This is a genomic window from Streptomyces sp. 11-1-2, from assembly GCF_003595545.1.
Classification (GTDB): Bacteria; Actinomycetota; Actinomycetes; order Streptomycetales; family Streptomycetaceae; genus Streptomyces; species Streptomyces hygroscopicus_B.
This window is the reverse complement of record NZ_CP022545.1, coordinates 5,044,079-5,070,846: the sequence shown is the minus strand read 5'-3', so window position 1 is coordinate 5,070,846 and position 26,768 is coordinate 5,044,079. Positions and strand designations below refer to the sequence as shown.

The window sequence follows — 26,768 nt, the reverse complement described above, 5'->3', positions numbered from 1 at the left end:
CGACACGATCGCAGAAGGATTGGTGTACTCCACTACCCGTGCGGGTCACTGTTCCGTATCTATCCCTCATGTTCTACGCGCGTAGGGGCTATGGTGCCCAGATGACGAGCGAGCACAGCCATGAGCCCACCCCCGAACAGATCCGCCGCGCCCCCAAGGTGCTGCTCCACGACCACCTCGACGGCGGGCTGCGCCCCGGCACGATCGTCGACCTCGCGAGGGAGACGGGGTACGACGCGCTGCCGGAGAACGAGCCCGACAAGCTGGGCGTCTGGTTCCGTGAGGCGGCGGACTCCGGATCGCTGGAGCGCTATCTGGAGACGTTCTCCCACACCGTCGGCGTGATGCAGACCCGCGACGCGCTCGTCAGGGTCGCCGCCGAATGCGCCGAGGACCTCGCCGAGGACGGCGTCGTCTACGCCGAGATCCGCTACGCCCCCGAACAGCACCTCGAGGGCGGGCTGACCCTGGAAGAGGTCGTCGAGGCGGTCAACGAGGGCTTCCGTGAAGGGGAGCGGCGGGCCTGGGAGAACGGCCACCGCATCCGGGTGGGCGCCCTGCTGACCGCGATGCGCCACGCGGCCCGCGCCCTGGAGATCGCCGAACTCGCCAACCGCTACCGCGATCTGGGCGTGGTCGGCTTCGACATCGCGGGCGCCGAGGCCGGTTTCCCGCCCACCCGGCACCTGGACGCCTTCGAGTATCTGAAGCGGGAGAACAACCACTTCACGATCCACGCGGGCGAGGCGTTCGGACTGCCGTCCATCTGGCAGGCGCTCCAGTGGTGCGGCGCCGACCGGCTGGGCCACGGCGTCCGCATCATCGACGACATCAAGGTCGCGGACGACGGCTCCCTCGCCCTCGGCCGCCTGGCCTCGTACGTGCGCGACAAGCGCATTCCGCTGGAGCTGTGCCCGACCTCCAACCTCCAGACGGGCGCGGCCAGTTCCTACGCCGAGCACCCCATCGGGCTGCTCCGCCGACTGCATTTCCGCGCGACCGTGAATACGGATAATCGTCTGATGAGCGGGACGAGCATGAGCGCGGAATTCCAGCATCTTGTATCAACGTTCCATTACACGCTTGACGACATGCAATGGTTCACGGTCAATGCCATGAAATCGGCCTTCATTCCTTTTGACGAACGTCTGGCGATGATCAGTGACGTGATCAAGCCCGGATACGCCGAGCTGAAGTCCGAATGGCTGTTCCGAAATGTGGCCTCCGCGTCGGCCGTGACCAGGGATTCCGTGCCCGAGGGCCGCTGAACGAGCGCACGGGGATCATGACCTGGGCGGGGTATCGGGGGCCGTTTTCGGCGTTTGCGGGCAGCCGAAATCCATGGCTACGTTTCCGTATCGGTCAAGCCCCCGTCTCAAGGACAGATTTCTGATGAAGCAGGGAACGCTCAAGACTCTCGGTGTCATTGCCCTCGGCGCCGTCGCCGTCATCACCGGAGGCAGCGCCGCGTCCGCTGCCGCCAGCGCGCCGGTCCCGGGCGGCTCCGCGGGCCGTGTCGCCGCCCCGGGGCAGCCCGCCGCCCAGCCCGCCGGAAAGCCCGCCGCCCCCCAGGCCAAGCCCGGCCAGGGTGTGCTGGGGCAGCTCCCGCTGCAAGGTCTGCCGACCGGCAGCCTCTTCAAGCTGGGCTGATCCCCACCTGGGCACACGGCCGGGCCGCACATCCCGATGGGGCGTGCGGCCCGGCCGTTCCGTATGGGCTGTATTCCAGGATCACGCCGCGACGCCGCGACGCCGCGACGCCGGTGGAGCAGGGTCACCACGCCTCGCGGTAGGCGGCGTCCTCCGCCGGAAGCAGGAACCACAGCGCGAGATAGAGCAGGAACTGCGGCCCCGGCAGCAGACACGAGACCACGAAGAGCACCCGCATCGTCGTCGGCGTGGTCCCGAAGCGCCGGGCGAGACCCGCGCAGACACCGGCGATCTTCTTCTCGTGGCGGGGGCGGACCAGCGGTGCGCTCATGATGGGGACTCCTCCTCGTCGAGTGGGCTCGGGAAGAGCCAAGTTCCCGATGTCCTCAACGCTATGTCCGGGTGCTGGAGGAGACGTCGCTCCACGGCGCGATCCCGACCCTGGGAATCGTCGGGGTCGGGACCAGGGCGCCGTCGTCCCGGGGGAGGGGCGCGGCCCGGCCCCGGTCAGCCCGACGGCGGAGCCACGTCCGGACGGCGGGGACCACCAGTACGTGCGCGAGAGCGACCCCGACGGTGTTCAGCAGCACCGCGTCCACGTTCATGATCTGCCCGGTCACCTCGCTGCGCAGCAGCGCCACCCCCATGGCCGCCATCGCCCCGCTGAAGGCCGTACGGGCCAGCGAGGCCAGCGGATACGCCTCCACCCGCCCCCCGGCCAGCGGCAGCAGCACCCCCAGCGGCGCGAGCAGCAACAGCCCGCCTCCGATGGAACGGGCGGCCCCCCAGGGGCTGAGCGCCAGATCGGCGCGGATGGTGGCCAGCGGTTCGAGGGTCGCGGCGGACACCCAGGGCACGTTCGTCGGTCGCAGGGTCAGCCAGCAGACGAACACGAGATGTGCGACGAGGAGGACGAAGCCCGCGACGCGGTAGCGAAAGGCGGCCCTGCGGCCGAAAGGACCCTGCACGCACTTCAGGACGCCGCCCGCGGGGGTCGTGGTTCCGCCCGCGCCCCGCTGGTCAGCACCTTGTTACCGACAAGTCGCCGACCTGGGACGAGGCGGTACCGGCAGGTAACGAATCAGGAGACCAGGACCCCGGAGTTGACCGCGATCATGGGATTGCGGCGCATCTCCTCGGTGCACTGGTACGCCTTGAGCGGATCCCGCTGGCTGTCCGGGCCGCCGAGCACCACCTTGCCGTCATCCCCGGCCACCGTGGTGTCCGCGAGAGTGCAGACGATCTGCGCGAGCGCCAGGGACTGGATCTCCTCCGGCGGTCGGCTCAGCCGCAGCGCGCTGTCCGGGTCGTCCTTGGCCGGACCGGAGATCTCCACCCAGTCCTCGACCGCCGTGGTGAACCCGGCCGCCGCCTCGGCCGCCGTCGGCGGCAGCCGCAGCTGCTCCAGCAGCGCCTGGGCGACCCGCACCGGCTCCTGGGACGCCTTCTCGTCGCCCAGCCGGGTGGTCCGGCTCACCGACAGGACCCGCGAGGAGCACAGCAGATAGATCCGTACGGAGGCCCTGCTCATCCCCTCGGCGGCCCGCTCCGACTCCGGCGCCCGGCAGGACGCCCGCGAGGGCGCGGCCCCGGCGTCCACCGGCACCGAGGTGCCGCGTATCCCGCAGCCGGACGCCAGCAGTGCGACCGCGCCGGCCAGCAGAAGAGCGGCCGACCGGCTCCACCGCGCGCTCATGGCCCGCCCTCCTCGTTCCGGCCCGTGCCCCTGGCCGAATTCCTGCCCTTGCCCTTGCCCCAGGTCCTGCCCTTGCCCCTGGCCCTGCCGCCGTCGTCGCGCTCGCCCTCGGCGGCGCCCTCGCGGTCGAGATCGCCCAGCTCGCCCAGCTCGTCCCCGGCCTCGTCGGAGGCGATCCGGGAGGCGTCCATCGGCAGCCGCAGCGTGAAGACGGCCCCGCCCTCCGGGGAGTTCGCGGCGCTGATGTCGCCGCCGTGGATATGCGCGTTCTCCATCGCGATCGACAGCCCGAGCCCGCTGCCCTCCGAGCGCGGGCGGGACGCGCTCGCCTTGTAGAAGCGGTCGAAGACATGCGGCAGCACATCCTCGGGGATGCCGGGACCGTGGTCCCGGACCTTGATCAGCAGCTCATCGCCGTCGGTGCGCACCGAGACCCGCACCGGCGAGCCGCCGTGCTTGAGCGCGTTCCCGATCAGATTCGCCAGGATCACATCCAGCCGCCGCGGATCCAGCCGGGCCACGATCCCACGCGCCGCGTCCAGCTCCACCGCGTCCAGCCAGGCGCGGGCGTCGATGCACGCCGTCACCTGGTCGGCGACATCGACATCGTCGAGCACCAGCCGGGCCGTGCCCGCGTCGAAGCGGGTCACCTCCATCAGGTTCTCCACCAGGTCGTTCAGCCGCCGGGTCTCGCTCACCACGAGCTGCACCGCCGGAGCGATCATCGGGTCGAGGGAATCGGCCTCCTCCTCCAGCACCTCCGAGACGGCCGTGATCGCGGTGAGCGGGGTCCGCAGCTCATGCGACATGTCCGCGACGAAGCGCCGGCTGGACGCCTCCCGCGCGGACAGCTCCGCCACCCGCTTCTGCAGCCGCTCCGCGGCCCGGTTGAAGGTGTGGGAGAGATTGGCCAGCTCATCGGAGCCCGAGACCTGCAGCCGGGTGTCCAGATGCCCCTCGCCCAGCCGGTGCGCCGCCTCCCCGAGCCGCTGCACCGGCCGCAGCACCGTGGCCGCGGCGGCCTGCGCCAGCAGCGCGGCGCCGATCAGCGCGAGCCCGGTGGCGATCCCCAGCGACCAGGCCAGCGAGTTCAGATCCTGGCGCTCGGTGTCCAGGGACTTGAGCATGTAGCCGGTCGGCCCGCCGCCGTTCACCTTGGCCCCACCGACCAGATACGGGGTGCCGTCCAGCGTGATCCGCTGCCAGTAGAGGTGGTACGGCGAGGTGTTCCCCTTGCCCACCGGGCGCTTCTGGTCCACCGCGCGCCGCAGCGACGCGGGCACCGCGTCCAGCGTGAACAGCGCCTTGTCCGAGGCCGCCGGACAGCTTCCGGCGTCCCGGGTCCGGGTGATCAGCAGCACCTCGTACTTCTGGGTGTTGTCCGCCATACGACCCGCGGCGTCCCGCAATTCGGAACAGGTCGGGAGGGAGGGCAGCGGGTCGGTGTCGTCCTTCAGCGATTTACGGAACTCGTCCAGCGCCGCGTCCTGGGTACGGGTCAGCACCGCGTCACGGTTCAGCCAGTACGCGATGGCCGACGCGGACACGGCGGCGGTCAGCGCCACCAGGCCGAAGACCAGCATCAGCCGCAGCCGGAGGCTGAACCACCGCAAGAGCCCCGCGGCCCAGCCCCGGGCCCGACCGGGCTCGTCGCTCACTGCGCTCAATTCCGTACTTCTCCGCCCCGGCGCGCACCACGCATAGTCCCCGCTGTGCCGTTTTGTTCGCTTCTCCGCCCGTGCGGCGGGGGTGCGGGCATCGTCGTCGGCTGCGGGCGGGTGGCCGCACGTGCGTCGCTCACTGTGCTGGTTTGTTCGCTTCTCCGCCTGTGCGGCGGGGGTGCGGGCATCGTCGTCGGCTGCGGGCGGGTGGCCGCACGTGCGTCGCTCACTATGGCGCGTCCAGCCGGTATCCGACCCCGCGCACCGTACGGATCAGCGTCGGCGACGACGGGACGTCCTCCACCTTCGCGCGCAGCCGCTGTACGCATGCGTCGACCAGCCGCGAGTCGCCGAGGTAGTCGTGCTCCCAGACCAGCCGCAGTAGCTGCTGACGGGACAGCGCCTGCCCCGGCCGGCGGCTGAGCTCCAGCAGAAGCCGCAGCTCGGTGGGGGTGAGCTGCAGGTCCTCACCGTTCTTGGTGACCGTCATGGCCGCGCGGTCGATCAGCAGACTGCCGAAGGCCGCGGAATCGTTGGCCTCCCGCTCGCCACGCCGCAGCACCGCGCGGATCCGGGCGTCCAGCACCCGGCCCTGGACGGGTTTGACCACATAGTCGTCGGCGCCCGACTCCAGGCCGACGACGACGTCGATGTCATCGCTGCGCGCGGTCAGCAGGATGATCGGCAACTGGTCGGTACGGCGGATCCGGCGGCACACCTCGAAGCCGTCGATCCCGGGCAGCATCACATCGAGCACGATCAGATCCGGCCGCTGCTCACGCAGCAGTTTCAGGCCGTCCTCGCCCGTCGCCGCGGTCGCCACACGGTGGCCCTGGCGGGACAGAGAGAGTTCGAGGGCCGTGCGGATGGCGTCGTCGTCCTCGATCAGCAACAGGAAAGGCACGTTGGTCATTCTGGCCTACAAGGGGCCTGTAGTTCGACCGTCAGGGGTTTATCGGTCCGATCGCCTGTGACGAGCCTGTGACAGTCGACAGACAGCCCCATGAAACTGACCCGGCAAAGTCTTCTGTGCACCGGGCGGAACGACACCGGCCGGGGCAGCCAGCAGACCGATCAGGCTCCACCGACGGGGGGCGCGGAATGAGCACACTGCACTTCACGAACACCAGCGCAGTTCGCACGCGCCTCCACGACACCGGCCGGGGCAACGAGAAGTCCGGTGCCGTGAGCGGGCGGGGGTGCGCTCGCGGCGCCGGGCGTCAGCGGCCTCCTTACATGGTGGCCATTGACGCGATCACGGGGGAGAAGGAGGCCGGTCACGGCCTCGGGGGGACAACGGGGGACCGGGGGGACACGGGGGAAGCTCGTACAGGGAAGCAGAGGGGGAGCGGCGCACCGCGTCGGAGGCGGAGTTCACCGCCTATGTCCAGGAGCGCCGCGCCTCCCTGTACGCAACCGCCTACCACCTGACCGGTGACCGCTTCGAGGCCGAGGACCTGCTGCAGAGCGCGCTGTTCTCGACCTACCGGGCCTGGGACCGGATCAGCGACAAGGCGGCGGTCGGCGGCTATCTGCGCCGTACCATGACCAATCTGCACATCAGCGCCTGGCGTCGGCGCAAGCTCAACGAGTACCCGACGGAGGAGCTGCCGGAGACGGTGGGCGACCATGACGCGATGCGCGGCACCGAGCTGCGCGCCGTGCTGTGGCAGGCCCTGGCCCGGCTCCCCGAGCTGCAGCGCACGATGCTGGTGCTGCGCTACTACGAGGGCCGGACGGATCCGGAAATCGCGGACATCCTGAACATCAGTGTCGGAACGGTCAAAAGCAGCATCTGGCGCTCACTGCGCCGGCTGCGCGAGGACGAGACCCTCAGCTTCGGCCGTAACGAGGAGGAGTCCTTCGGCGAACTGGTCGCCTGACGGCGGCTGGACGACCGAAGGCGGGGGGAAAGCGGGGGAAACCGGGGGAACACGGGGGAAACGGGAGGGGAACAAGAAATCGGGGGAGCACGGGGGAAACAGGCGCGAGGTCGGACATCCGAGGGGGATTGTCCGGCCTCACGCCTTTTCCCGCGCCTTTGCTCGCTACACGGACGCCTTCTCGCCGGAGGCGGGGACCCGCCCTCCCGCCGTCGCGGCCGCTATCCGGCCCAGCGCCGTGCCCTTGCCGCACGCGTACGCGCCCAGCGCCGTCTGCCGGGCCACGATCCCGCGCTCCGCGCGCATCAGCCGCCAGCCGCGCCGCAGCAGATAGCCCGCGGGCTTACGGCCCTCCCGCAGATCGCGCAGCAGTCTGCGCCGGAAGGTGGTGGAAGGACGGCCGCGCAGACAGAGCGCGTCCGCGAGCACCCCGAGATCGGCACACCGCCCGATGATGTCGGCCGCGAAGATCCCCTCGGCGATGAACAGCGTCGCCCGTCCGATGGCCAGCGCCTCCTCGCCGACGCGGGAGCTGGTGGCGATGTCGTACAGCGGCACGGTCGTCCGTGACGTACGGCACAGCGTCTCGATCGCCGCGACCGCCGCGTCCGCGTCCCAGGAGCGTGGCGAGTCCCAGTCGGCGCCCCCGCCGTCGGCGAGTTGCGGGAGCGTCGGGTCGTCGCCCTCCTTGTAGAAGTCGTCGAGGTTGAGCACGGGCAGCCCGGTGCGGGCCGCGAGGGAGGACTTTCCCGAGCCCGAGGGGCCGGTGAGCAGGACGACACGGGCGGAAGGCGGTTGGCTGGTCACGGAACATCAGTGTGACGCATCATTTCGCGCACGTGACCCCCGCGTGACCGACGACGTAACGTCCGACGTCGCCGTGTCACCACGTCGCCACGTCACCGCCCGTGTGCCTGCGCCCCGTCAGACGACCGCGCGTGGCCGTTCCGCCGCCGCCGTGCGGGCCGGGCGGGTGCGGGGGCCGAAGACCGCCAGGATGAGGGCGCCCAGGAGCCAGATGCCGGCGATGAAGTAGAAGACACTCTGATAGCCGGTGCGGTGGTAGAGGGCCGCGATGATCAGCGGTCCGGCGGCGTTGGAGAGACGGCCGAGCCCGTAGGAGACGCCCGTGCCCAGCGAGCGGCCGCGGGTGTCGAACAGCTCGGGGGAGTAGGCGTACCCCAGGGCCGTGTAGCCGCGCTCGAAGAGGTTCACCAGGAAGCCGAAGACCACGATCAGGACCGGGTTGAAGGTCAGCCCGTACAGCAGACCGCACAGCGCGATCACCGTGCCGAAGGCCACCAGACACCATTTGCGCTCGAACCGGTCGGTGACCAGGGAGGCCAGGAACGAGCCGAGCGGAGCGCCCACGGTGGTGAGCGCCACATAGAAGACCGACTTCTCGACGCTGAAGCCCTCCTTGGCCAGCAGGGTGGGCGCCCAGCTCGAGTAGCCGAAGAAGCCGATGGTCTGGGTCACCCACAGGACCGTGAGCAGCAAGGTCGGCCCGAGGTACCGCTTCCGCAGGAGGAGGCGGGGCGACGCCTTGGCGGGCCGGGTCTCGTCGATCGGCGGCGCGGGCTCGGGGAGCGGGCCCTTCTCGGCGGCGACCCGGGTCTCGATCTCGGTGAGGATCGCCTCCGCCGCGTCGTACTCGCCCCTGCTCTCGTGCCAGCGGGGGGACTCCGTCAGGTGCCGGGTGAAGAGGATGAAGAGGAGGCCGAGGGCGCCCCACAGGTAGACCAGCCGCCATGACCAGTCGCTGAGCGGTACGACGAGGCTGGCGATGAGGTTGGTGGCCGGGGTGCCGCAGATGCCGATGACGATCGCGTACGCCTGGTATTTGCCGCGTACGGCGGCCGGATACATCTCGTTGACGTAGATGACCGCCACGACGGTCATCGCGGACAGCCCCGCCGAGGTCAGCACCCGGAAGACGCCCAGTGAGACGACGTCCCAGGAGAAGGCCGAGACCAGGGAGAAGACCCCGAACCACAGCGTGGTGTGGAGCAGCGCCTTCTTGCGGCCCCAGCGGTCGGCGAGGGTGCTCGCGATCACGGAGCCGATGAACATGCCGACGAACGACAGCGAGGTGACGTAGGCGATCTGGTCGACCGTGATGCCCCAGAGGTCGATGAGCTGGGGAGCGGTGGTGGCGAAGGTGTTGATGTCCGCGAACTCGAAGAAGTAGGCGAAGGAGACGGCCAGCAAGGTGATCTTGTGAAACCGGGAGATGGGGAGTCTGTTCAGCCGGTTCACCGCATTGGAGTGCTGCATGGGCGGCCCTTGTCGAAGAGGCGGGGAGGAGGGCGGGGAGGATGAGGCGGGAGGGGACGGGGTCGGGTCTCGGCGGGCGGACCGGGGTCAGGCGCCTTCGCCGGGCCAGTAGAACCTCATGGGGTTGTCGACGAGCAGCTTCCGCCGCTGCTCGGCGGTGACCGCCACCTGGGGCACGTAGTCGACCAGCAGTCCGTCGTCGGGCATCTGGCCGGTGAGGTTGGGATGCGGCCAGTCCGTGCCCCACAGCACCCGATCGGGGAACTCCTCGATCACGCGGCGGGCGAAGGGCACGACATCGGTGTACGGGTGCCGCTCCGGGTTCAGGGCCGGGGGCCCGGTGACGCTGAGGCGCTCGGGGCAGGTCACCTTCACCCACACCTCGTCGCGTTCGGCGAACCGCAGGAAGCGGCTGAAGTCCGGTCCCGCGGCCGGTTCGGTCACCTCCGGGCGTCCCATGTGGTCCACGACGAGGGGGGTGGGCAGGGAGTTGAAGAAACGTTCCAGCTCGGGCAGGTCGGCGCTTTCGAAGTAGAGGACGACATGCCAGCCGAGCGGGGCGATCCGCTTCGCGATGGCGGCCAGATCGTGCTGGGGCGCGGCGTCGGCCAGACGCCGCAGAAAGGTGAAGCGCACCCCGCGCACCCCCGCCGCGTCCAGCCGGCGCAGCTCGGCGTCGGTGACATCCGGGCGTACGGTCGCGATGCCGCGCGCCCGGCCGCCGGACGCCTGGACGGCGTCGACCATGGCGCTGTTGTCCGCGCCGTGACAGGTCGCCTGGACGATCACATTGCGGCCGACCCCGAGGTGGTCGCGGAGGGCGAAGAGGTCGTCCTTGCCGCCGTCGCAGGGCGTGTACTTGCGCTCGGGGGCGAAGGGGAACGCGGCTTGCGGGCCGAAGACATGGCAGTGGGCGTCGACGGTGCCCGGCGGCAGGGCGAAGGCGGGCCGGGACGGGTCGGGGTGCCAGTCCAGCCAGCCCGGGGTCTTGGGGGAGAGCGTGCTCATGAGGGCTCCTCTGGGCGAGTGAGCGGCCCTGCGGTCGTCCTCCTGGGCCGTGCGGTCGTCATCGCGGACCGGAGGCCGTCATCAGGGGACCTGTGATCGCGATCAGCGGACCAGGCGGTAGCCATCAGCGCCCCCGCCTTGTCAGCAGGGCGTCCAGGCGAGGGTAGACGGTACGGGCGTTATGTTCGTAGATGCCGGTCAGATCGGCCGCGGAGAGCCCGGCGGCCTCGGTGTAGCGGCGGGTGTCGTCGAAGTGCCGGCCCGTCCGGGGGTCGACATCGCGGACGGCGCCGATCATCTCGGAGGCGAAGAGGATGTTCCGGGCCGGGATGACGTCGAGGAGGAGGTCGATGCCGGGCTGGTGGTAGACGCAGGTGTCGAAGAAGACATTGCCCAGGACGTGCTCCTCCAGGGGCGGCTTGCCGAGGGCCATCGCCAGGCCGCGGAACCGGCCCCAGTGATACGGAACGGCGCCGCCGCCATGCGGGATGATCAGCCGCAGGGTGGGGAAGTCCGCGAACAGATCGCCCTGCACGAGCTGCATGAACACCGTCGTATCGGCGTTGAGGTAGTGCGCCCCGGTGGTGTGGAAGGCGGGGTTGACGCTGGTGCTCACATGCACCATCGCCGGGATGTCGTACTCCACCAGCTTTTCGTAGACCGGGTACCAGGAGCGGTCGGTCAGCGGCGGGGCCGTCCAGCGGCCGCCCGAGGGATCGGGGTTGAGGTTGACCGCCACGGCCCCGTACTCCTCCACGCAGCGGATGAGTTCGGGCACGCAGGTGGCCGGATCGACGCCCGGCGACTGCGGAAGCATGGCGGCGGGGGCGAAGCGCTCCGGGTAGAGCGCGCTGACGCGGAAGCACAGCTCGTTGCAGAGGGCCGCCCACTCGGCGGAGGTGTGGAGATCGCCGATGTGGTGGGCCATGAAGGACGCCCGGGGTGAGAAGACCGTCAGGTCGATGCCGCGTTCGTCCATCAGCCGGAGCTGGTTCGGCTCGACGCTGTGGCGCAGCTCGTCGTCGCCGACGTGCAGATCGGCGCGGGAGGGGGCGACGGCGGGGTCGGTGAGTCCGTTGATCTGCTGGGTGCGCCATGCCTCCAGCGCCGGTGGCGCGGTGGTGTAGTGGCCATGGCAGTCGATGATCATTCGCTGTTCCTTCTCGGCGTGAGGTTCCTCGCAACCTAACTGTCGATGAAATTGTTGACAATATGTGCGACGAAAAAAGGCCCCCGCGATGTCCGGGAAACGGGCGTCGCGGGGGCGGAGCTGCGGTGGTGCGAAATCGCGGGGCTAGGCGTGGGCTAGGTGCCCATCGGATGCCAGACGGTCTTGGTCTCCAGGGAGGCGAGGAGCCTGCCGGTGCCGGGATCGGCCGCCCAATCCACAGGCTGTGGACGAAGGACCCGCTTCAGGTTCTCCGCACTGGCCTTCTCCAGCTCGACCGCGAGCTCCGCGTCCGCGCCGGCGAGGTCGATCGCGTTGACGTCCTGGTGCGCGGCGAGCGGGGCGGCGATCTCGGCGGTACGGCCGGAGAGGATGTTGACCACGCCACCCGGGAGGTCGGAGGTGGCCAGCACCTCGGCCAGGGAGAGGGCGGGCAGCGGGGACTTCTCGCTCGCCACCACCACGGCCGTGTTGCCGTTGACGATCGCGGGGGCGATCACCGAGACCAGGCCGAGGAAGGACGAGTCCTGGGGCGCGAGGAGCGTGACCACGCCGGTCGGCTCGGGGGAGGAGAGGTTGAAGTACGCCCCGGCGACGGGGTTGGCGGACCCGGCGATCTGGGCCGTCTTGTCCGACCAGCCCGCGTACCAGACCCAGCGGTCGATCGCGGCGTCGACCTGCGCGGTGGCCTTGGCCTTGCTCAGCCCCTCACCGTCGGCGACCTCGTGGACGAACTGGTCGCGGCGGCCCTCCAGCATCTCGGCGACGCGGTAGAGGATCTGGCCCCGGTTGTACGCGGTGGCCCCGGACCAGCCGCCGAACGCCTTGCGCGCGGCGACGACCGCGTCCCGGGCGTCCTTGCGGGAGGCCAGGGGGGCGTTGGCCAGCCACTGGCCCTTCGCTGTGGTCACCTCGTACACCCGCCCGCTCTCCGAGCGTGGGAACTTGCCGCCCACGAACAGCTTGTAGGTCTTCAGGACCGAGAGTCGTTCAGACATCGAGGTATGCCTCCAGGCCGTGACGGCCGCCTTCGCGGCCGTATCCCGACTCCTTGTAGCCGCCGAACGGAGAGGCCGGGTCGAACTTGTTGAACGTGTTGGACCACACCACGCCCGCCCGGAGCTTGTTCGCCATCCACAGGATGCGCGAACCTTTCTCCGTCCAGATGCCCGCCGACAGCCCGTACGGCGTGTTGTTCGCCTTGGCCACGGCCTCTTCGGGGGTGCGGAAGGTGAGCACCGACAGCACCGGGCCGAAGATCTCCTCGCGGGCGATCCGGTGGGCCTGGGTGACGCCGGTGAAGAGGGTGGGCGCGAACCAGTAGCCGGAGCTGGGCAGTTCGCACTCCGGGGCCCAGCGCTCGGCGCCCTCGGCCTCGCCCGCGTCGGCCAGCGCACGGATCCGGGCCAGTTGCTCGGCGGAGTTGATGGCGCCGATGTCGGTGTTCTTGTCCAGCGGATCGCCCACGCGCAGGGTGCCCATCCGGCGCTTGAGCGCGTCGAGGAGCTCGTCCTGGACGGACTCCTGGACCAGGAGGCGGGAGCCCGCGCAGCAGACATGGCCCTGGTTGAAGAAGATGCCGCCGATGATGCCCTCGACCGCCTGGTCGATGGGGGCGTCGTCGAAGACGATGTTCGCGGCCTTACCGCCGAGTTCGAGGGTGGCCTTCTTCTTCGTACCGGCCACCGTACGGGCGATGGCCTTGCCGACCTCGGTGGAGCCGGTGAAGGCCACCTTGTCGATCCCGGGGTGGGCGACCAGCTCGGCGCCGGTCGAGCCGTCGCCGGTGATGATGTTCACCACGCCCTTGGGGAGCCCGGCCTGACGGCAGATGTCCGCGAAGAACAGGGCGCTCAGGGGCGTCGTCTCGGCGGGCTTGAGGACGACCGTATTGCCGGTGGCGAGCGCCGGGGCGATCTTCCAGGCCAGCATCAGGAGCGGGAAGTTCCAGGGGATGATCTGGCCGGCGACGCCCAGGGGCTTCGGGTCCGTGCCGTAGCCGGCGTACGCGAGCTTGTCGGCCCAGCCCGCGTAGTAGAAGAAGTGGGCCGCGACCAGGGGCAGATCGGCGTCGCGCGACTCGCGGATCGGCTTGCCGTTGTCCAGCGACTCCAGGACGGCCAGTTCGCGGGAGCGCTCCTGGATGATGCGCGCGATGCGGAAGAGGTACTTGGCGCGCTCCGAGCCGGGGAGCGCGGACCAGGCCGTGAACGCCTTACGGGCGGCCTTGACCGCGCGGTCCACGTCCTCGGCGCCGGCCTGGGCGACCTCGGAGAGGGCCTCCTCGGAGGAGGGGGAGAGGGTCTTGAAGACCTTGCCGTCGCCCGCCTCGCCGAACTCCCCGTCGATGAACAGGCCGTAGGACGGGGCGATGTCGACGACCGTGCGGGACTCCGGCGCCGGTGCGTACTCGAAAACGGGCATGGCGTATCAGTCCACCGTCACGTAGTCGGGACCGGAGTACCGGCCGGTGCTGAGCTTCTGGCGCTGCATCAGCAGGTCGTTGAGGAGGCTGGAGGCGCCGAAGCGGAACCAATCCGGGGAGAGCCACTCGCCGCCCAGCGTCTCGTTGACCATCACCAGGTACTTGATCGCGTCCTTGGAGGTGCGGATGCCGCCCGCGGGCTTCACGCCCACCTGCACGCCGACCGCGGCGCGGAAGTCGCGGACCGCCTCCAGCAGGACGAGGGTGACGGGCGGGGTCGCGTTGACGGCCACCTTGCCGGTGGAGGTCTTGATGAAGTCCGCGCCCGCGAGCATCGCCAGCCAGGAGGCGCGGCGGACGTTGTCGTACGTCTGCAGCTCACCGGTCTCGAAGATGACCTTGAGGTGGGCGGCGGTGCCGTCCTCGCGGACGCAGGCGTCCTTCACCTGCCGGATCTCCTCGAAGACGTCGAGGTAGCGGCCGGAGAGGAAGGCGCCGCGGTCGATCACCATGTCGATCTCGTCCGCCCCGGCGGCCACCGCGTCCCGGGTGTCGGCCAGCTTGACCGGCAGCGCGGCCCGGCCGGAGGGGAAGGCGGTGGCGACGGCCGCCACGTGGATGCCGCTGCCCTTCAGGGCCTCCTTGGCGGTGGCCACCATGTCGCCGTAGACGCAGATCGCCGCGACCCGCGGGGCGGTGCGGTCGGTGGGATCGGGGTTGATCCCCTTGGCACACAGGGACCGGACCTTGCCCGGGGTGTCGGCACCCTCCAGGGTCGTCAGGTCGATCATCGAGATCGCCAGGTCGATGGCGTACGCCTTCGCCGTGGTCTTGATCGAGCGGGTGCCGAGGGTCGCGGCACGGGCCTGCAGGCCGACCGCGTCGACGCCCGGCAGGCCGTGCAGGAAGCGGCGCAGGGCGCGGTCGTCGGCGGTCACGTCCGCCATCGACGCGAGTCGCTCCGCGGCCTCTTTGCCGTATGCGGGAACTGTGGTGGGCATGGTCACCAGATGAGCATATCTACGCGCGTAGTCGGATGTCACCCCCGCCCCCGGATTCCCTGGGGGCCGGGGCGAGCGATCCCTGGGCGTCCCCCGTCCCGGGAGTGTGGTGCACAATCGGGCGCATGACGAGCCCGGACGACGACTCCGCCCCCGCCGCATCCTCCTCGGTGCCTTCCTCGGTGCCTTCCTCGGTGCCCGAGACCTTCTCGGACCGCGTCTACCGCTCCCCGAGCGGCATCGGAGGCGGGGTGCTGCTGCTCGCGCTCAGCGGCTGGCTGGGCATCGACGCGATGATCCGGGGCGAGGGACGGACGCCGTGGCTGGCGCTGGCCGGGCTGCTGTTCGCGGTGCCGGTGGTGATCGCCTTCACGGTGCGCCCGGCGGTGTACGCGGGGCAGGACCGGCTGCTCGTCCGCAACCCGTTCCGTACGGTCACACTGCCCTGGGCCTCGGTCGAGGGGCTGCGCGCCGGATACACCAGCGAGGTGCTGGCGGGCGGGGCGAGGTACCAGCTCTGGGCGATCCCGGTCTCGCTGCGGCAGCGCAAGCGGGCCGCGAGACAGCAGGCCAGGGCGGCCTCCGAGGACCCCTTCAGCCGTACGTCGGCCCATGTGTCGGCGAACAAGGCCGGGGAGGACCGGCGGGCCCCCTCCGACGTGGCGATCGGCGACCTGCGCGAAATGGCCGAACTCAACGCCCAACGCGATGGCGCCCAGGGGGCGCCCGAGGTCCGGTGGGCCTTCGAGGTCATCGCGCCGACGCTGGCGGGTGCGGTGCTGCTGGTCATCATGCTGGCGATCGGCTGAGCGCCGCGCGGCCCGGAACGCGTCCGGAACGCGTCCGGAACGCGGACGGGGCGCGTCCGGAACGCGGACGGGGCGGCCACCACGCTGCGCATCGGCTCCTGGCCGGCGCGGGTCGTCCGCGGCGGCCAGGACGCCGTGGACGCCTGTCGCGGCGCCGTCCAGTGGGCCGGGCCCACCCCCTCGGCCACGGCACGGAGAACGGCGCCGCGATGCGTACGGCCGTCGTCGTCGGCCATGACTACCGCGGCTTCCAGCAGTTCGCCACCCTGCCCATCGGCACGGTCGTCACCGTGACCGGCCCGTGCGGCACCTTCCGCTACCGCGGCTACGCCCACCACCTGAACCCGGGGCGCGGTGCCCCCGCCCACGGCCTCTGCTGGGGCGACCTCACCCTTCAGTCCTGCGTCGGACCCGACACCGGGTTCAGCTACCTCAGCCGGATCTGACACGGCTCCGGCACCGTCACCGACATCGAACCGATCAGATTCCCGCTGCCGCCGAAAGATCCTTCTTGAGCGCGGCCAGCACGCTGTCCGCCGTGGCGCGGGCCGGGACCAGGGCGACCGCCCCTTGCACGTCGACGACCACCTCCAGGTAGCACTTCAGCTTCGGCTCGGTGCCGCTGGGCCGGACGATCACACGGGCGGATCGGACGGTCTCCTTCCCGGCGAGCTGGTAGCGCAGGCCGTCCGTCGGGGGCAGCGTCTCCGTACCCCGTGACAGATCCTCCGCCGAGGTCACGGCGAGCCCCGCGAGCTCGGTGGGCGGCTGTTCGCGCAGCCGCTTCATCGCGGTGCCGATCAGGGAGAGGTCCGTGACGCGGACGGACAGCTGGTCGGTGGCGTGCAGGCCGTGGGCGACCGCGATGTCGTCCAGCAGGTCGGTGACGGTGCGGCCCTGCTCCTTCAGCTCGGACGTCAGCTCGGCGACCATCAGCGCGGCCGTGATGCCGTCCTTGTCGCGTACGCCCGCCGGGTCCACGCAGTAGCCGAGCGCCTCCTCGTACGCGTAGCGCAGCCCGTCCACCCGGGCCAGCCACTTGAAACCGGTCAGCGTCTCGGCGTACGGGAGCCCGGCGCCCTCCGCGATCCGGGACAGCAGCGACGAGGAGACGATCGTGGTCGCGAAGGAGCCACGGCTGCGCTTGTGGACGAGGTGGGTCGCGAGCAGGGCGCCGACCTCGTCCCCGCGCAGCATCCGCCAGCCGGCGGCGTCCGTGGGGGCCGTGGGATTCGTGATCGTGGGCACGGCGACGGCGCAGCGGTCGGCGTCCGGGTCGTTGGCGATGATGATGTCCGGAGCGACCTTGCGGGCCGTCGCGAAGGCCAGGTCCATCGCCCCCGGCTCCTCCGGGTTGGGGAACGCGACCGTGGGGAACGCCGGGTCGGGCTCGGCCTGCTCGGGGACGACCGCGGGCGCCGGGAAACCGGCCCGCGCGAAGGCCGCGATGAGCGTCTCGCTGCCGACGCCGTGCAGCGGGGTGTAGACGACGCGGGCGTTGCGGGGCGAACCCGGGGTGAGCACGGCGTCCGTACGGGCGAGATACGCGTCGAGGACGTCGTCGTTCAGCGTCTCCCAGCCGCTGTCGGGGCGGGGCACGTCATCCAGACTGCGGATGGCGGCGATCTCGGCGGCGATCTCGGCGTCGGCGGGCGGCACGATCTGGGAGCCGTCGCCGAGGTAGACCTTGTAGCCGTTGTCGCGGGGCGGGTTGTGGCTCGCGGTCACCTCGACACCGGCGACGGCGCCGAGGTGGCGGATGGCGAAGGCGAGGACGGGCGTGGGGAGGGGCCGCGGAAGCACGGCCGCGCGGAAGCCTGCGCCGATCATGACGGCGGCGGTGTCGCGCGCGAAGTCGGCGCTTTTGTAGCGCGCGTCGTAACCAATGACGACGAGCCCCTGCTCATGCTGCTTGCGCAGATACGCGGCGAGTCCGGCGGCGGCGCGGATGACGACGGCGCGGTTCATCCGCATGGGACCGGCGCCGAGCTCACCCCGGAGCCCGGCGGTACCGAACTGCAGCATGCCGGAGAACCGCTCGGCGATCTCGTCGAACGCGTCCTCCGCGTCCTCCGCGCCGTCCGTGTTGGCCTGGAGCAACTTGCTGAGCTCGTCGCGAGTCTCGGGATCGGGATCCTCGGCGAGCCATGCGCGGGCCTGTGCGATGAGATCGGGCTCCGTGGCCATGGGGGGCCTCCTGGGGGTGGTCGTTGGGGTGCGGGGTGCGCGGTGCTGTTGCTCGGGGGCGTGGCGGGGTGCGTGGTGGGTGCGGGTCCGGCTTGCGGGTGCGGTGCGTGGGTGGTGCGCCGGTGTGCGTGGTGGGTGCCGGGTGCGGGGCCTCCGGGGCGGCGCCCTGGACCGTATATTTACGGCGCCATTGGCCGGGGGCGTTGAGTGGGCCGGAGATTGGCGCCACAAATACACGTAAGCGTCCAGGACACCACCCCTGCGACCCCGCCCCCTCCCGTCTCGTCGGCGTCCATGCCTCGGTGGCACGGGCCCCGGCCCGGTTCCGGATCGCCCGGGTGTCGGGTGCGGCCCGTCTCCTTCTCGCTTGTCGGTGTCCGTGCCCTGGTGGCGCTGGGCCCCGCCTCCGCTGGCCTCGTGGCGAACCCCTCGGCCTTTGGGGGTGGTCGGCATCCGCCCCGAGCGACACGCGCCCGCTTCGGGTGAGCCCCTCCGGGGACTGCCGTCGGGCGATCCGGGGGCGGCCAAGACGCGGTGCCGACGAGGCACTCGGCCTCCCGGGTGGTCCGGAAGGGACCGGAGTTCGTGCCACCGCGACGCGGTAGGTGGGGCGGGGCCGTACCCATCCCCGCCCAGTGCCCGCCACCAGGCGACCCGGAAACGGACCAGGGCTGGAGGCCACCGGCGGAGAGCCGCGAGTGAGACGGGAGGGGGTGGGGTCGCAGGGGTGGTGTCCTGGACGCTTTCGCATATTTGTGGCGCCAATCCCCGGCCCACCCCACGCCTCCGGGCACCGGCGCCGTAAATATGCGGTCCAGGGCGCCGCACCGGAGGCCCCGCCCCCGGCACCCACCGCGCACCCCACCGCGCCCCCGCCTCAGCCCCGGCAGAGGGTGCGATGCGACGCTCTGTTCAGTTGGCTGAGGGGTGAGTACCCGCGCAGCACGCCGTGACGCCACCGCCACCGCCGCCACCAGCGCCAGCGCTAGCGCCCGCGCGTCGGAACAGGGTCGCCCGACCGGCGAGGTCAGATGCGGTCGAGGACCTGCGACAGCAGGCTGCCCATGCGGGAGGCAGAGTCGCGGCCGGCCTGGAGGACCTCCTCGTGGTTGAGGGGTTCGCCGGTCATACCGGCCGCGAGGTTGGTGACCAGGGAGATGCCCAGGACCTCCGCGCCCGCCTCGCGCGCCGCGATGGCCTCCAGGGTGGTGGACATGCCCACCAGGTCGGCGCCCAGGGTGCGGACCATGGTGATCTCCGCCGGGGTCTCGTAGTGCGGCCCGGGGAACTGGGCGTAGACGCCCTCCTCCAGGGTCGGGTCCACCTGCTGGCACAGGGCGCGCAGCCGCGGGGAGTAGAGGTCGGTGAGGTCGACGAAGTTCGCGCCCACGATCGGGGAGGTGGCCGTGAGGTTGATGTGGTCGCTGATCAGTACCGGCTGGCCGGGGCGCATGCCCTCGCGGAGGCCGCCGCAGCCGTTGGTGAGGATGATGGTCTTGCAGCCGGCGGCGACGGCGGTGCGTACGCCGTGTGCGACGGCGGCGACACCGCGACCCTCGTAGTAGTGCGTACGGCCGAGGAAGACCAGCGCCCGCTTGTCGTTGATCCGGTACGAGCGGATCCGGCCCGCATGCCCCTCGACGGCAGGCGGCGGGAAGCCGGGCAGCTCGGTGACGGGGAACTCGTGCTCGGGCGCCCCGAGGGCGTCGGTGGCGGGGACCCAGCCGGAGCCCAGGACCAGCGCGACGTCGTGGGTCTCCGCGCCGGTCAGCTCGCGCAGGCGGGTGGCGGCGTCGTCGGCGGCGGCGTGGGGGTCGCCCTGGATGTCGTCCCAAGAAACTGATGCGTTCACGCGCATGAGGGTAGCCGGTAACTGCCTACGCGCGTAGACGGAGTCCGCCGAGGTATTCGGATCGTTGCATAATCCCTGGACCGGCCGGGCCCCCGGAGACGCAGACCCCCAGGCCCCCCGGGGCACACGGCGCGCCCGGAGACACAGGCACACCGGAAACACCGGACTCAGCAGGGGCGTTTCCGCAGCTCCATCACATAGTCGTGCGGCGCGCCCGCGGATTCCGCCGCGTCGGCGATTTCGCCCAGGTAGCGGGCCGAGGGCAGGCCGCCCTCGTAGCCGTTGAGGACGTAGAGCCAGGCGGGTTCGTCGCCGTCCAGGGTGTGGACGCGGATCCGCATCCGGCGGTAGATGTCGAGGCCGACGCCCTCCCAGCGGTCCATGGAGTCCTCGTCCATGGGCGCGATGTCGTACAGGGCGACGAAGACCTGGGAGCGCGGGGCCTCCACGATGGTGGCGAGGGCGCCTTCCCAGCCCATCTGCTCTCCGCCGAAGGTGAGACGCCAGCCGTTCAGCCAGCCCGTTCCGCGCAGCGGGGAGTGCGGTGCGCGGCGGGACATCAGCCGCGCGTCGAGGTTGCCGGCGTACGCGGCGTAGAGCGACATGGGTCTGAGGGTACGGGAGTGGGGCGGAACGGCCCTCGGGGTGGGAGGTTCGTACGTCAGTCGCCCCCGCGAAACCCCCCGGGCGGAAGCCAGTCGAACCGGTGCGGGACAATGGAGCATGTGACTCGGATCGTGATCATTGGTGGCGGACCCGGCGGCTATGAGGCGGCGCTGGTCGCCGCGCAGCTCGGCTCGGAGGTGACCGTCGTCGATTGCGACGGTCTGGGCGGCGCGTCGGTGCTCACCGACTGCGTGCCGTCGAAGACGTTGATCGCCACCGCTGAGGTGATGACGACCTTCGATTCCTCCTATGAGGAATTGGGGATCATCGTCGCCGACGACACCCCGCCGCTGGAGCAGGCGGCCCGGGTGGTCGGCGTGGATCTCGGCAAGGTCAACCGCCGGGTGAAGCGGCTCGCGCTCGCCCAGTCGCACGACATCACGGCCTCGGTCACCCGGGCCGGTGGCCGGGTCATGCGCGGGTACGGGCGGGTGGAGCCGCAGCAGTCGCTGGACGGCTCGCGGCGGGTGATCGTGCGGGCGGTGGACGGCACCGAGCAGACGCTGGTGGCGGACGCGGTGCTGGTGGCGACCGGTGCCCACCCGAGGGAGATCCCGGACGCGAAGCCGGACGGCGAGCGGATCCTGAACTGGACGCAGGTGTACGACCTGGACGAGCTCCCCAAGGAGCTGATCGTGGTCGGCTCCGGTGTCACGGGTGCGGAGTTCGCGGGTGCGTATCAGGCGCTGGGGTCGAAGGTCACGCTGGTCTCCAGCCGGGACCGGGTGCTGCCGGGCGAGGACCCGGACGCGGCGGCGGTCCTGGAGGACGTGTTCCGGCGCCGGGGGATGAACGTGATGTCCCGCTCGCGCGCGCAGGCGGCCAAGCGGGTCGGGGACCGGGTGGAGGTCACGCTCTCGGACGGGCGGGTCATCTCCGGCACCCACTGTCTGATGGCGGTCGGCTCGATCCCGAACACGGCGGACATGGGCCTGGAGGAGGCCGGGGTCAAGCTCGCGGAGTCGGGGCACATCCTGACCGACAAGGTGTCCCGGACCAGCGCGCCGGGCATCTACGCGGCCGGTGACTGCACCGGGGTGCTGGCGCTGGCCTCGGTGGCGGCGATGCAGGGCCGGATCGCGATGTACCACTTCCTGGGGGACGCGGTGGCGCCGCTGAACCTGAAGACGGTTTCCGCGAACGTCTTCACCGACCCCGAGATCGCCACGGTCGGCTACTCGCAGGCGGATGTGGACGGCGGGAAGATCGACGCCCGGGTGGTGAAGCTGCCGCTGCTGCGCAATCCGCGGGCGAAGATGCAGGGCATCCGGGACGGCTTCGTCAAGATCTTCTGCCGTCCGGGCACCGGCATCGTGGTCGGCGGTGTGGTGGTCGCGCCGCGGGCGAGCGAGCTGATCCACCCGATGTCGCTGGCGGTCGACAACAACCTGACGGTGGAGCAGATCGCCAAGGCGTTCACGGTCTACCCCTCGCTGTCCGGTTCGATCGCCGAGGTGGCGCGGCAGTTGCACACCCGGAAGACTCAGGAAGAGTCGTAGATCCGGTCCTTATAGCACTTCGTGCCTTCAGAGATGTCCAACTTCTGCTAATTGGTGCAAGCTGCTGAAAACAGACGGTCGTTGGCGTTACTGTCAGTTTCGTGTTCGCTGCAGAACGTCGCCAATTGATCCTTGAAATGGTGCGTGCGAACGGAGCGGTGTCGCTCCGGGAGCTCGCCCGCGTCGTCCAGACCTCCGAAGTGACCGTACGGCGTGATGTGCGGGCGCTGGAGGCAGAAGGACTGCTCGACCGCCGGCACGGCGGTGCGGTGCTGCCGGGCGGATTCACCAGGGAGTCCGGCTTCCCGCAGAAATCCCATCTAGCGACCGCGGAGAAGACGGCCATCGCCGATCTCGCGGCCGGTCTCGTCGACGAGGGCGAGGCCGTGGTCGTCGGCGCCGGAACCACCACGCAGGAGCTGGCCCGCCGGCTCGCGCGGGTTCCGGGGCTGACCGTGGTCACCAATTCCCTGCTGGTCGCACAGGCGTTGGCGCATGCCAACCGGGTCGAGGTCGTGATGACCGGTGGCACCCTGCGCGGCTCCAACTACGCCCTGGTCGGCAGCGGCGCCGAGCAGTCCCTGCAGGGGCTGCGGGTCTCGCGCGCCTTCCTGTCCGGCAGCGGGCTGACCGCCGAGCGCGGCCTGTCCACCTCCAACATGCTTTCGGCCAGTGTCGACCGGGCGCTGGTCCAGGCGGCGGCGGAGGTGGTCGTGCTCGCCGACCATACGAAGCTGGGCACCGACACCATGTTCCAGACGGTGCCCACCGATGTGATCACGCGGCTGGTGACCGATGAACCACCCGCCCATGACGACCGTGCCCTGACCGAGCTCCAGGCCCTCGCGGACCAAGGGGTTCAGATCGCCGTGGCCGGGCCGGGCGCGGGGTCCGGCCCGGCCGGGAGCGGTGAGGGCGGTGGTTCGGCGGGGCGGCAGTCGGGGCGGCTGGGCGCGTCCCAGGGCCGTGGCGGCGGCGAGGAGGGCCTGCCGCTGCCGGGGCCGCGCCGTAACCACCCCCATCCGCCGGGCGGCCCCGGCTCCGCGCAGTTGCGCGGCGCGGTGCCGCTGGGGGAACAGCCGGGGCGGGTGGCGGATCTGGCGCCGCGCCGCCGCTAGCGAGGGGCGCCGGCCGGTGTCAGCGGGCCTTGAGACCGGTGAAGGCCAGTGCCAGCAGCCGGTCGGCCAACTCAGGGTCGTCCGGCGACTGCTCCACGGCCAGCCCGATCGCGTTGGTGAGCTGCATCAGATCGGCGATGACCACATCGGACCGTACGGCACCACTCTGCTGGGCGCGGGCGAGCAGTTCACTGCCCGCCTCGCGCAGCGGCAGACCGCAGCCGCGGGACAGCGCGGAGGTCTCGTCTCCCGAGCACGCCATCAGGGCCCGGGAGAGCCCGCGGTAGATGCTGGCGTGGTCGACGATGGCGCGCAGCCAGTCGATCAGCGCCTGACATGGCCGCGGCGCCTTGGCCAGCTCCCGCGACCGCTCCAGCAGGGCGCATATCTCGCCCTGGAAGACCGCGCCCATCAGCGCGGTGCGGTTGGGGAAGTGGCGGTAGAGCGTGCCGATGCCGACGCCCGCGCGGCGTGCGATGTCCTCCAGCGAGGCATCGGTACCGTGCCGGGTGAAGGCTGTGCGCGCCTCGGCCAGCAGCCGTTCGTAGTTGCGGCGCGCGTCGGCGCGCATGGGGCGCGGTGGCATCTGCGCCGTGGCTGTCTCGATCGCCATCGCGGTCCTCCCTGCCGTGGCTGCCCGTGAGTCAAGCATGCCATTTCGTGACCGGAGGCACGCCCTGGCCAGGCAACGCGGGTGCCGCGAACGGCATCAAACAGGGCGACGGCATCGTGCGTTGCGGTGCGTCGGAGTGGAAGAACGATGGGACTGACCAGTCGCTCACTCGAGTATGTGATGATCGCCCTCGCCGTAGGGTGCGCGGGGCTGACGCTCTGGCTGTGGCCGCGCTTCGCGGGCCGGGGCGTACGGGCCTGGCTGGGCCGGCTAGCCGCCCTCGCCGTGACCCAGTGCGCGATCGTGGCCGCGCTGGCCCTCGCGGTGAACACCAACTTCCAGTTCTACGGGTCCTGGGACGAACTGCTGGGCGAGGACGACGCGGCACCGGCGGCCCTGTCCCATGTGCAGGGCGGCGCCGCGGAGCCGGTCGGGGCGTCGGGCGGGCTGGTGCGGCCCGCCCCGCCGCAGGGGCTGGACACGGTGCACGGACTGCCGAGCGGGCCCCCCGACAAGGCGGGCAAGGTCGAGTCGGTGCGGATCCTGGGGCGCCGCAGCCAGGTGGCCAGCCCGGCGTATGTGTATCTGCCGCCGCAGTACTTCCAGCGCCAGTACGCCCGGCAGCGCTTCCCGGTGATCGTGGCGATCAGCGGCTATCCGGGCGGATCCTTCCTGCTGGCCCAGCATCTGCGGCTGCCCCAGACCGCGGGCGGGCTGATCCGCACCGGGGCGATGCAGCCGGCGGTCATCGTGATGGTGCGGCCCACCATCGCCCCGCCCCGCGACACCGAATGCGTGGACGTCCCCGGCGGCCCGCAGGCCGAGACCTACTTCTCCCAGGACCTGCCCGAGGCGCTGCGGGGGCACTACCGGATCGGCCATGACCCCAGCGCCTGGGGCGTGCTGGGCTACTCCTCGGGCGGCACCTGCGCCCTTGAGCTGACTTTGCGTCATCCCCGCGTCTACGGTGCGGCCGCGGCCCTGTCGCCCGACTACCGCGTGGTCAACGACCCCACCACCGGCGACCTCTTCGGCCCGGGCCCGCAGGGCGAGCGCGGCAAGCGTGAGCACGATCTGCTGTGGCGGCTGCGCCGGCTGCCCCAGCCGCAGGTGTCGGTGCTGGTGTCCTCCAGCCGCCGGGGCGAGCCCAACTACGCCGCCACGCGCGACTTCCTGGCCGCGGTCCGGCCCCCGATGAGCGCGCAGTCGATCATCCTGGACCGGGGCAGCCACAACTTCCGCACCTGGCGTCGCGAGCTGCCCACGGCCCTGCGCTGGATGAACGGCCAGCTCACCTTCCCCCAGGACGTGGTGCACGGCCGCTGAGCGGGTCGGGAACGACGACGGCGGGCCCCGGCCGGAGGATTCCGGTCGGGGCCCGCCGTCATGTGCGGGGGGAGGCGGGTCAGTCCTTGATCCCCGCCTCAGTCCCTGATCCCTGCGTCAGTCCCTGATCTCCGCCTCAGTCCCTGATCTGCGCGTCAGTCCTTGATCTCGCAGATGACCGCGCCCGAGGTGATGGACGCGCCGACCTCGGCGGCCAGGCCCTTGACGGTGCCCGCGCGGTGGGCGTTGAGGGGCTGTTCCATCTTCATGGCCTCCAGGACGACGATGAGGTCGCCCTCGGCCACGGTGTCGCCCTCGTTGACGGCGACCTTGACGATGGTGCCCTGCATGGGGGAGGCCAGGGCGTCGCCGGAGGCGGCGGAGCCGGACTTCTTGACCGCCTTGCGCTTGGGCTTCTTCGAGCCGCCCGCCGGGGCGGTGGCCATGCCCAGGGAGGCGGGCAGCGAGACCTCGAGCCGCTTGCCGCCGACCTCGACCACGACCGTCTCGCGGCCGGTGGGCTCCTCGTCCTCGTCGGGGCTGACGGGGGCGAAGGGGGTGATGGTGTTGTTGAACTCGGTCTCGATCCAGCGGGTGTGGATCGTGAACGGCTCGCTGGTGAACGCCGGGTCCACCACTACCGCCTGGTGGAACGGGATCGCGGTGGCCATGCCCTCGACCTGGAACTCGGCCAGCGCGCGGGCCGCCCGCTGCAGGGCCTGGGTGCGGGTGGCGCCGGTGACGATCAGCTTGGCCAGCAGCGAGTCCCACGCCGGGCCGATGACGCTGCCGGACTCCACGCCCGCGTCCAGCCGGACACCGGGCCCGGCGGGCGGGACGAAGGAGGTCACCGTGCCGGGGGCGGGCAGGAAGTTGCGGCCCGGGTCCTCGCCGTTGATGCGGAACTCGAAGGAGTGGCCCCGCATCTGCGGGTCGTCGTAGCCGATGGCCTCGCCGTCGGCGATGCGGAACATCTCCCGGACCAGGTCGATGCCGGTGACCTCTTCGGTGACCGGGTGCTCCACCTGCAGACGGGTGTTGACCTCGAGGAAGGAGATGGTGCCGTCGTTGCCGACCAGGAACTCCACCGTCCCCGCCCCCACATAGCCGGCTTCCTTGAGGATGGCCTTGGAGGCGGCGTAGAGCTGGTCGTTCTGTTCCTGGGTCAGGAAGGGGGCCGGGGCCTCTTCGACCAGCTTCTGGTGGCGGCGCTGGAGGGAGCAGTCACGGGTGGAGACGACCACGACGTTGCCGTGGGTGTCGGCCAGGCACTGGGTCTCCACATGGCGGGGCTTGTCGAGGTAGCGCTCGACGAAGCACTCTCCGCGCCCGAAGGCCGCGACGGCCTCGCGGACGGCGGAGTCGTAGAGCTCGGGGACTTCTTCCATGGTGCGGGCGACCTTCAGGCCGCGGCCGCCGCCGCCGAAGGCGGCTTTGATGGCGATGGGCAGGCCGTGCTGTTCGGCGAAGGCCACGACCTCGTTCGCGCCGGAGACCGGGTCGGGGGTGCCGGCGACCAGGGGGGCGCCGGCGCGCTGGGCGATGTGGCGGGCGGCGACCTTGTCGCCCAGGTCGCGGATGGCGTGCGGTGGGGGGCCGATCCAGGTCAGGCCCGCGTCCAGGACGGCCTGGGCGAATTCGGCGTTCTCGGAGAGGAATCCGTAGCCGGGGTGGATGGCGTCGGCGCCGGATTCGGCGGCCGCGGCCAGGACTTTGGCCTGGTCGAGATAGCTGGCCGCCGGGGTGTCACCGCCCAGCGCATAGGCTTCATCGGCCGCGCGCACATGACATGCGTCCCGGTCCGGATCGGCGTAGACGGCTACGCTCGCGATCCCGGCATCCCGGCAGGCACGGGCAACACGGACAGCGATCTCGCCACGGTTGGCGATGAGCACCTTGCGCACGATGGCTCCCTCCTTGAAACAAGCC

At 71.0% G+C, this 26,768-nt stretch carries 24 protein-coding genes and 1 pseudogene; 8 read left to right on the top strand and 17 right to left on the bottom strand.

The features are described 5' to 3' along the window. Positions 1 to 101: 101 nt before the first annotated feature. Entirely contained in the window at positions 102 to 1,268 is a 1,167-nt protein-coding gene (locus CGL27_RS21145) for an adenosine deaminase (protein WP_119989284.1), read from the top strand. A 124-nt stretch (positions 1,269 to 1,392) separates the two neighbouring features. Further along, positions 1,393 to 1,650: a hypothetical protein gene (locus CGL27_RS21140; RefSeq protein ID WP_078641925.1), complete on the top strand. Its 258-nt coding sequence runs from the start codon at positions 1,393 to 1,395 to the stop codon at positions 1,648 to 1,650. A gap of 124 nt (positions 1,651 to 1,774) precedes the next feature. Here the strand turns inward: CGL27_RS21140 and CGL27_RS21135 are convergent, their stop codons facing one another. The 5 genes from CGL27_RS21135 to afsQ1 form a co-directional block, all read right to left on the bottom strand. Then, positions 1,775 to 1,981 (bottom strand): PspC domain-containing protein, encoded by a 207-nt coding sequence (locus CGL27_RS21135; RefSeq protein WP_078641924.1) that lies wholly within the window; start codon positions 1,979 to 1,981, stop codon positions 1,775 to 1,777. 61 nt (positions 1,982 to 2,042) lie between these two features. Continuing rightward, the gene (locus CGL27_RS21130; protein ID WP_119989281.1) at positions 2,043 to 2,618 is read right to left on the bottom strand and encodes a VanZ family protein; all 576 of its coding nucleotides are present in this window, start codon (positions 2,616 to 2,618) and stop codon (positions 2,043 to 2,045) included. A gap of 113 nt (positions 2,619 to 2,731) precedes the next feature. Further along, on the bottom strand, positions 2,732 to 3,346 hold the full coding sequence (locus CGL27_RS21125; RefSeq protein ID WP_078641922.1) for a hypothetical protein: 615 nt from the start codon (positions 3,344 to 3,346) through the stop codon (positions 2,732 to 2,734). Further along, entirely contained in the window at positions 3,343 to 4,929 is a 1,587-nt protein-coding gene (locus CGL27_RS21120) for a HAMP domain-containing sensor histidine kinase (RefSeq protein ID WP_240451001.1), read from the bottom strand. Before CGL27_RS21120 ends, CGL27_RS21125 begins: the two co-directional genes overlap by 4 nt. 307 nt (positions 4,930 to 5,236) lie before the next feature. Beyond that, the gene (gene afsQ1, locus CGL27_RS21115; protein ID WP_174887374.1) at positions 5,237 to 5,911 is read right to left on the bottom strand and encodes a two-component system response regulator AfsQ1; all 675 of its coding nucleotides are present in this window, start codon (positions 5,909 to 5,911) and stop codon (positions 5,237 to 5,239) included. 197 nt (positions 5,912 to 6,108) lie between these two features. Here afsQ1 and CGL27_RS21110 point away from each other — a divergent pair. Further along, positions 6,109 to 6,890, top strand: a pseudogene (locus CGL27_RS21110) (SigE family RNA polymerase sigma factor). 165 nt (positions 6,891 to 7,055) lie between these two features. Here CGL27_RS21110 and CGL27_RS21105 read toward each other — a convergent pair. The 7 genes from CGL27_RS21105 to deoC all read right to left on the bottom strand — a co-directional run bounded on the left by CGL27_RS21105 (position 7,056) and on the right by deoC (position 14,769). Then, the gene (locus tag CGL27_RS21105) at positions 7,056 to 7,697 is read right to left on the bottom strand and encodes an ATP-binding protein (protein ID WP_119989278.1); all 642 of its coding nucleotides are present in this window, start codon (positions 7,695 to 7,697) and stop codon (positions 7,056 to 7,058) included. Positions 7,698 to 7,814: 117 nt separating this feature from the next. Beyond that, positions 7,815 to 9,167, bottom strand: a complete 1,353-nt coding sequence (locus CGL27_RS21100; RefSeq protein ID WP_119989276.1) for an MFS transporter — start codon at positions 9,165 to 9,167, stop codon at positions 7,815 to 7,817. Between the two features lie 87 nt (positions 9,168 to 9,254). Then, positions 9,255 to 10,175 carry an amidohydrolase family protein gene (locus CGL27_RS21095; RefSeq protein ID WP_119989274.1) on the bottom strand — a complete coding sequence of 307 codons (921 nt, stop codon included), beginning with the start codon at positions 10,173 to 10,175 and terminating at the stop codon, positions 9,255 to 9,257. A 124-nt stretch (positions 10,176 to 10,299) separates the two neighbouring features. Continuing rightward, complete coding sequence (locus CGL27_RS21090; RefSeq protein ID WP_119989272.1) at positions 10,300 to 11,325, bottom strand: amidohydrolase family protein; 1,026 nt, start codon at positions 11,323 to 11,325, stop codon at positions 10,300 to 10,302. A 155-nt stretch (positions 11,326 to 11,480) separates the two neighbouring features. Continuing rightward, complete coding sequence (locus CGL27_RS21085; RefSeq protein ID WP_119989270.1) at positions 11,481 to 12,341, bottom strand: aldehyde dehydrogenase family protein; 861 nt, start codon at positions 12,339 to 12,341, stop codon at positions 11,481 to 11,483. Then, on the bottom strand, positions 12,334 to 13,767 hold the full coding sequence (locus CGL27_RS21080) for an aldehyde dehydrogenase family protein (RefSeq protein WP_119989268.1): 1,434 nt from the start codon (positions 13,765 to 13,767) through the stop codon (positions 12,334 to 12,336). The genes CGL27_RS21085 and CGL27_RS21080 overlap by 8 nt, the downstream gene beginning before the upstream one ends. A 6-nt stretch (positions 13,768 to 13,773) precedes the next feature. Then, positions 13,774 to 14,769, bottom strand: a complete 996-nt coding sequence (deoC, locus tag CGL27_RS21075; protein ID WP_205587936.1) for a deoxyribose-phosphate aldolase — start codon at positions 14,767 to 14,769, stop codon at positions 13,774 to 13,776. Between the two features lie 125 nt (positions 14,770 to 14,894). Between deoC and CGL27_RS21070 the strand changes: the two genes are divergently transcribed. Then, entirely contained in the window at positions 14,895 to 15,578 is a 684-nt protein-coding gene (locus CGL27_RS21070; RefSeq protein ID WP_240450582.1) for a PH domain-containing protein, read from the top strand. A 161-nt stretch (positions 15,579 to 15,739) separates the two neighbouring features. Continuing rightward, on the top strand, positions 15,740 to 16,024 hold the full coding sequence (locus CGL27_RS21065) for a hypothetical protein (protein ID WP_119989264.1): 285 nt from the start codon (positions 15,740 to 15,742) through the stop codon (positions 16,022 to 16,024). A gap of 34 nt (positions 16,025 to 16,058) precedes the next feature. Here CGL27_RS21065 and CGL27_RS21060 read toward each other — a convergent pair whose 3' ends face one another. The 3 genes from CGL27_RS21060 to CGL27_RS21050 all read right to left on the bottom strand — a co-directional run bounded on the left by CGL27_RS21060 (position 16,059) and on the right by CGL27_RS21050 (position 20,222). Then, positions 16,059 to 17,765, bottom strand: a complete 1,707-nt coding sequence (locus tag CGL27_RS21060) for a phospho-sugar mutase (protein ID WP_119989263.1) — start codon at positions 17,763 to 17,765, stop codon at positions 16,059 to 16,061. Between the two features lie 1,027 nt (positions 17,766 to 18,792). Beyond that, positions 18,793 to 19,617, bottom strand: coding sequence for a purine-nucleoside phosphorylase (locus CGL27_RS21055; protein WP_043237321.1), 825 nt, complete (start codon positions 19,615 to 19,617; stop codon positions 18,793 to 18,795). Between the two features lie 167 nt (positions 19,618 to 19,784). Next, positions 19,785 to 20,222, bottom strand: coding sequence for a gamma-glutamylcyclotransferase (locus tag CGL27_RS21050; RefSeq protein ID WP_014061302.1), 438 nt, complete (start codon positions 20,220 to 20,222; stop codon positions 19,785 to 19,787). Positions 20,223 to 20,333: 111 nt separating this feature from the next. Between CGL27_RS21050 and CGL27_RS21045 the strand changes: the two genes are divergently transcribed. Together CGL27_RS21045 and CGL27_RS21040 are read left to right on the top strand one after the other, a co-directional pair. Continuing rightward, a complete protein-coding gene (locus CGL27_RS21045; RefSeq protein ID WP_078641911.1) occupies positions 20,334 to 21,782 on the top strand; it encodes an NAD(P)H-quinone dehydrogenase in 1,449 nt (482 codons plus the stop codon). A gap of 125 nt (positions 21,783 to 21,907) precedes the next feature. Then, the gene (locus tag CGL27_RS21040) at positions 21,908 to 22,900 is read left to right on the top strand and encodes a DeoR/GlpR family DNA-binding transcription regulator (RefSeq protein WP_257790014.1); all 993 of its coding nucleotides are present in this window, start codon (positions 21,908 to 21,910) and stop codon (positions 22,898 to 22,900) included. A gap of 19 nt (positions 22,901 to 22,919) precedes the next feature. Here the strand turns inward: CGL27_RS21040 and CGL27_RS21035 are convergent, their stop codons facing one another. After that, entirely contained in the window at positions 22,920 to 23,513 is a 594-nt protein-coding gene (locus tag CGL27_RS21035) for a TetR/AcrR family transcriptional regulator (RefSeq protein WP_078641909.1), read from the bottom strand. A gap of 147 nt (positions 23,514 to 23,660) precedes the next feature. Here CGL27_RS21035 and CGL27_RS21030 point away from each other — a divergent pair, with 147 nt between their 5' ends. Then, entirely contained in the window at positions 23,661 to 24,839 is a 1,179-nt protein-coding gene (locus tag CGL27_RS21030; RefSeq protein ID WP_078641908.1) for an alpha/beta hydrolase-fold protein, read from the top strand. 155 nt (positions 24,840 to 24,994) lie between these two features. Here the strand turns inward: CGL27_RS21030 and CGL27_RS21025 are convergent, their stop codons facing one another. Further along, positions 24,995 to 26,743, bottom strand: coding sequence for a biotin carboxylase N-terminal domain-containing protein (locus CGL27_RS21025; RefSeq protein ID WP_119989261.1), 1,749 nt, complete (start codon positions 26,741 to 26,743; stop codon positions 24,995 to 24,997). Positions 26,744 to 26,768: the final 25 nt, after the last annotated feature.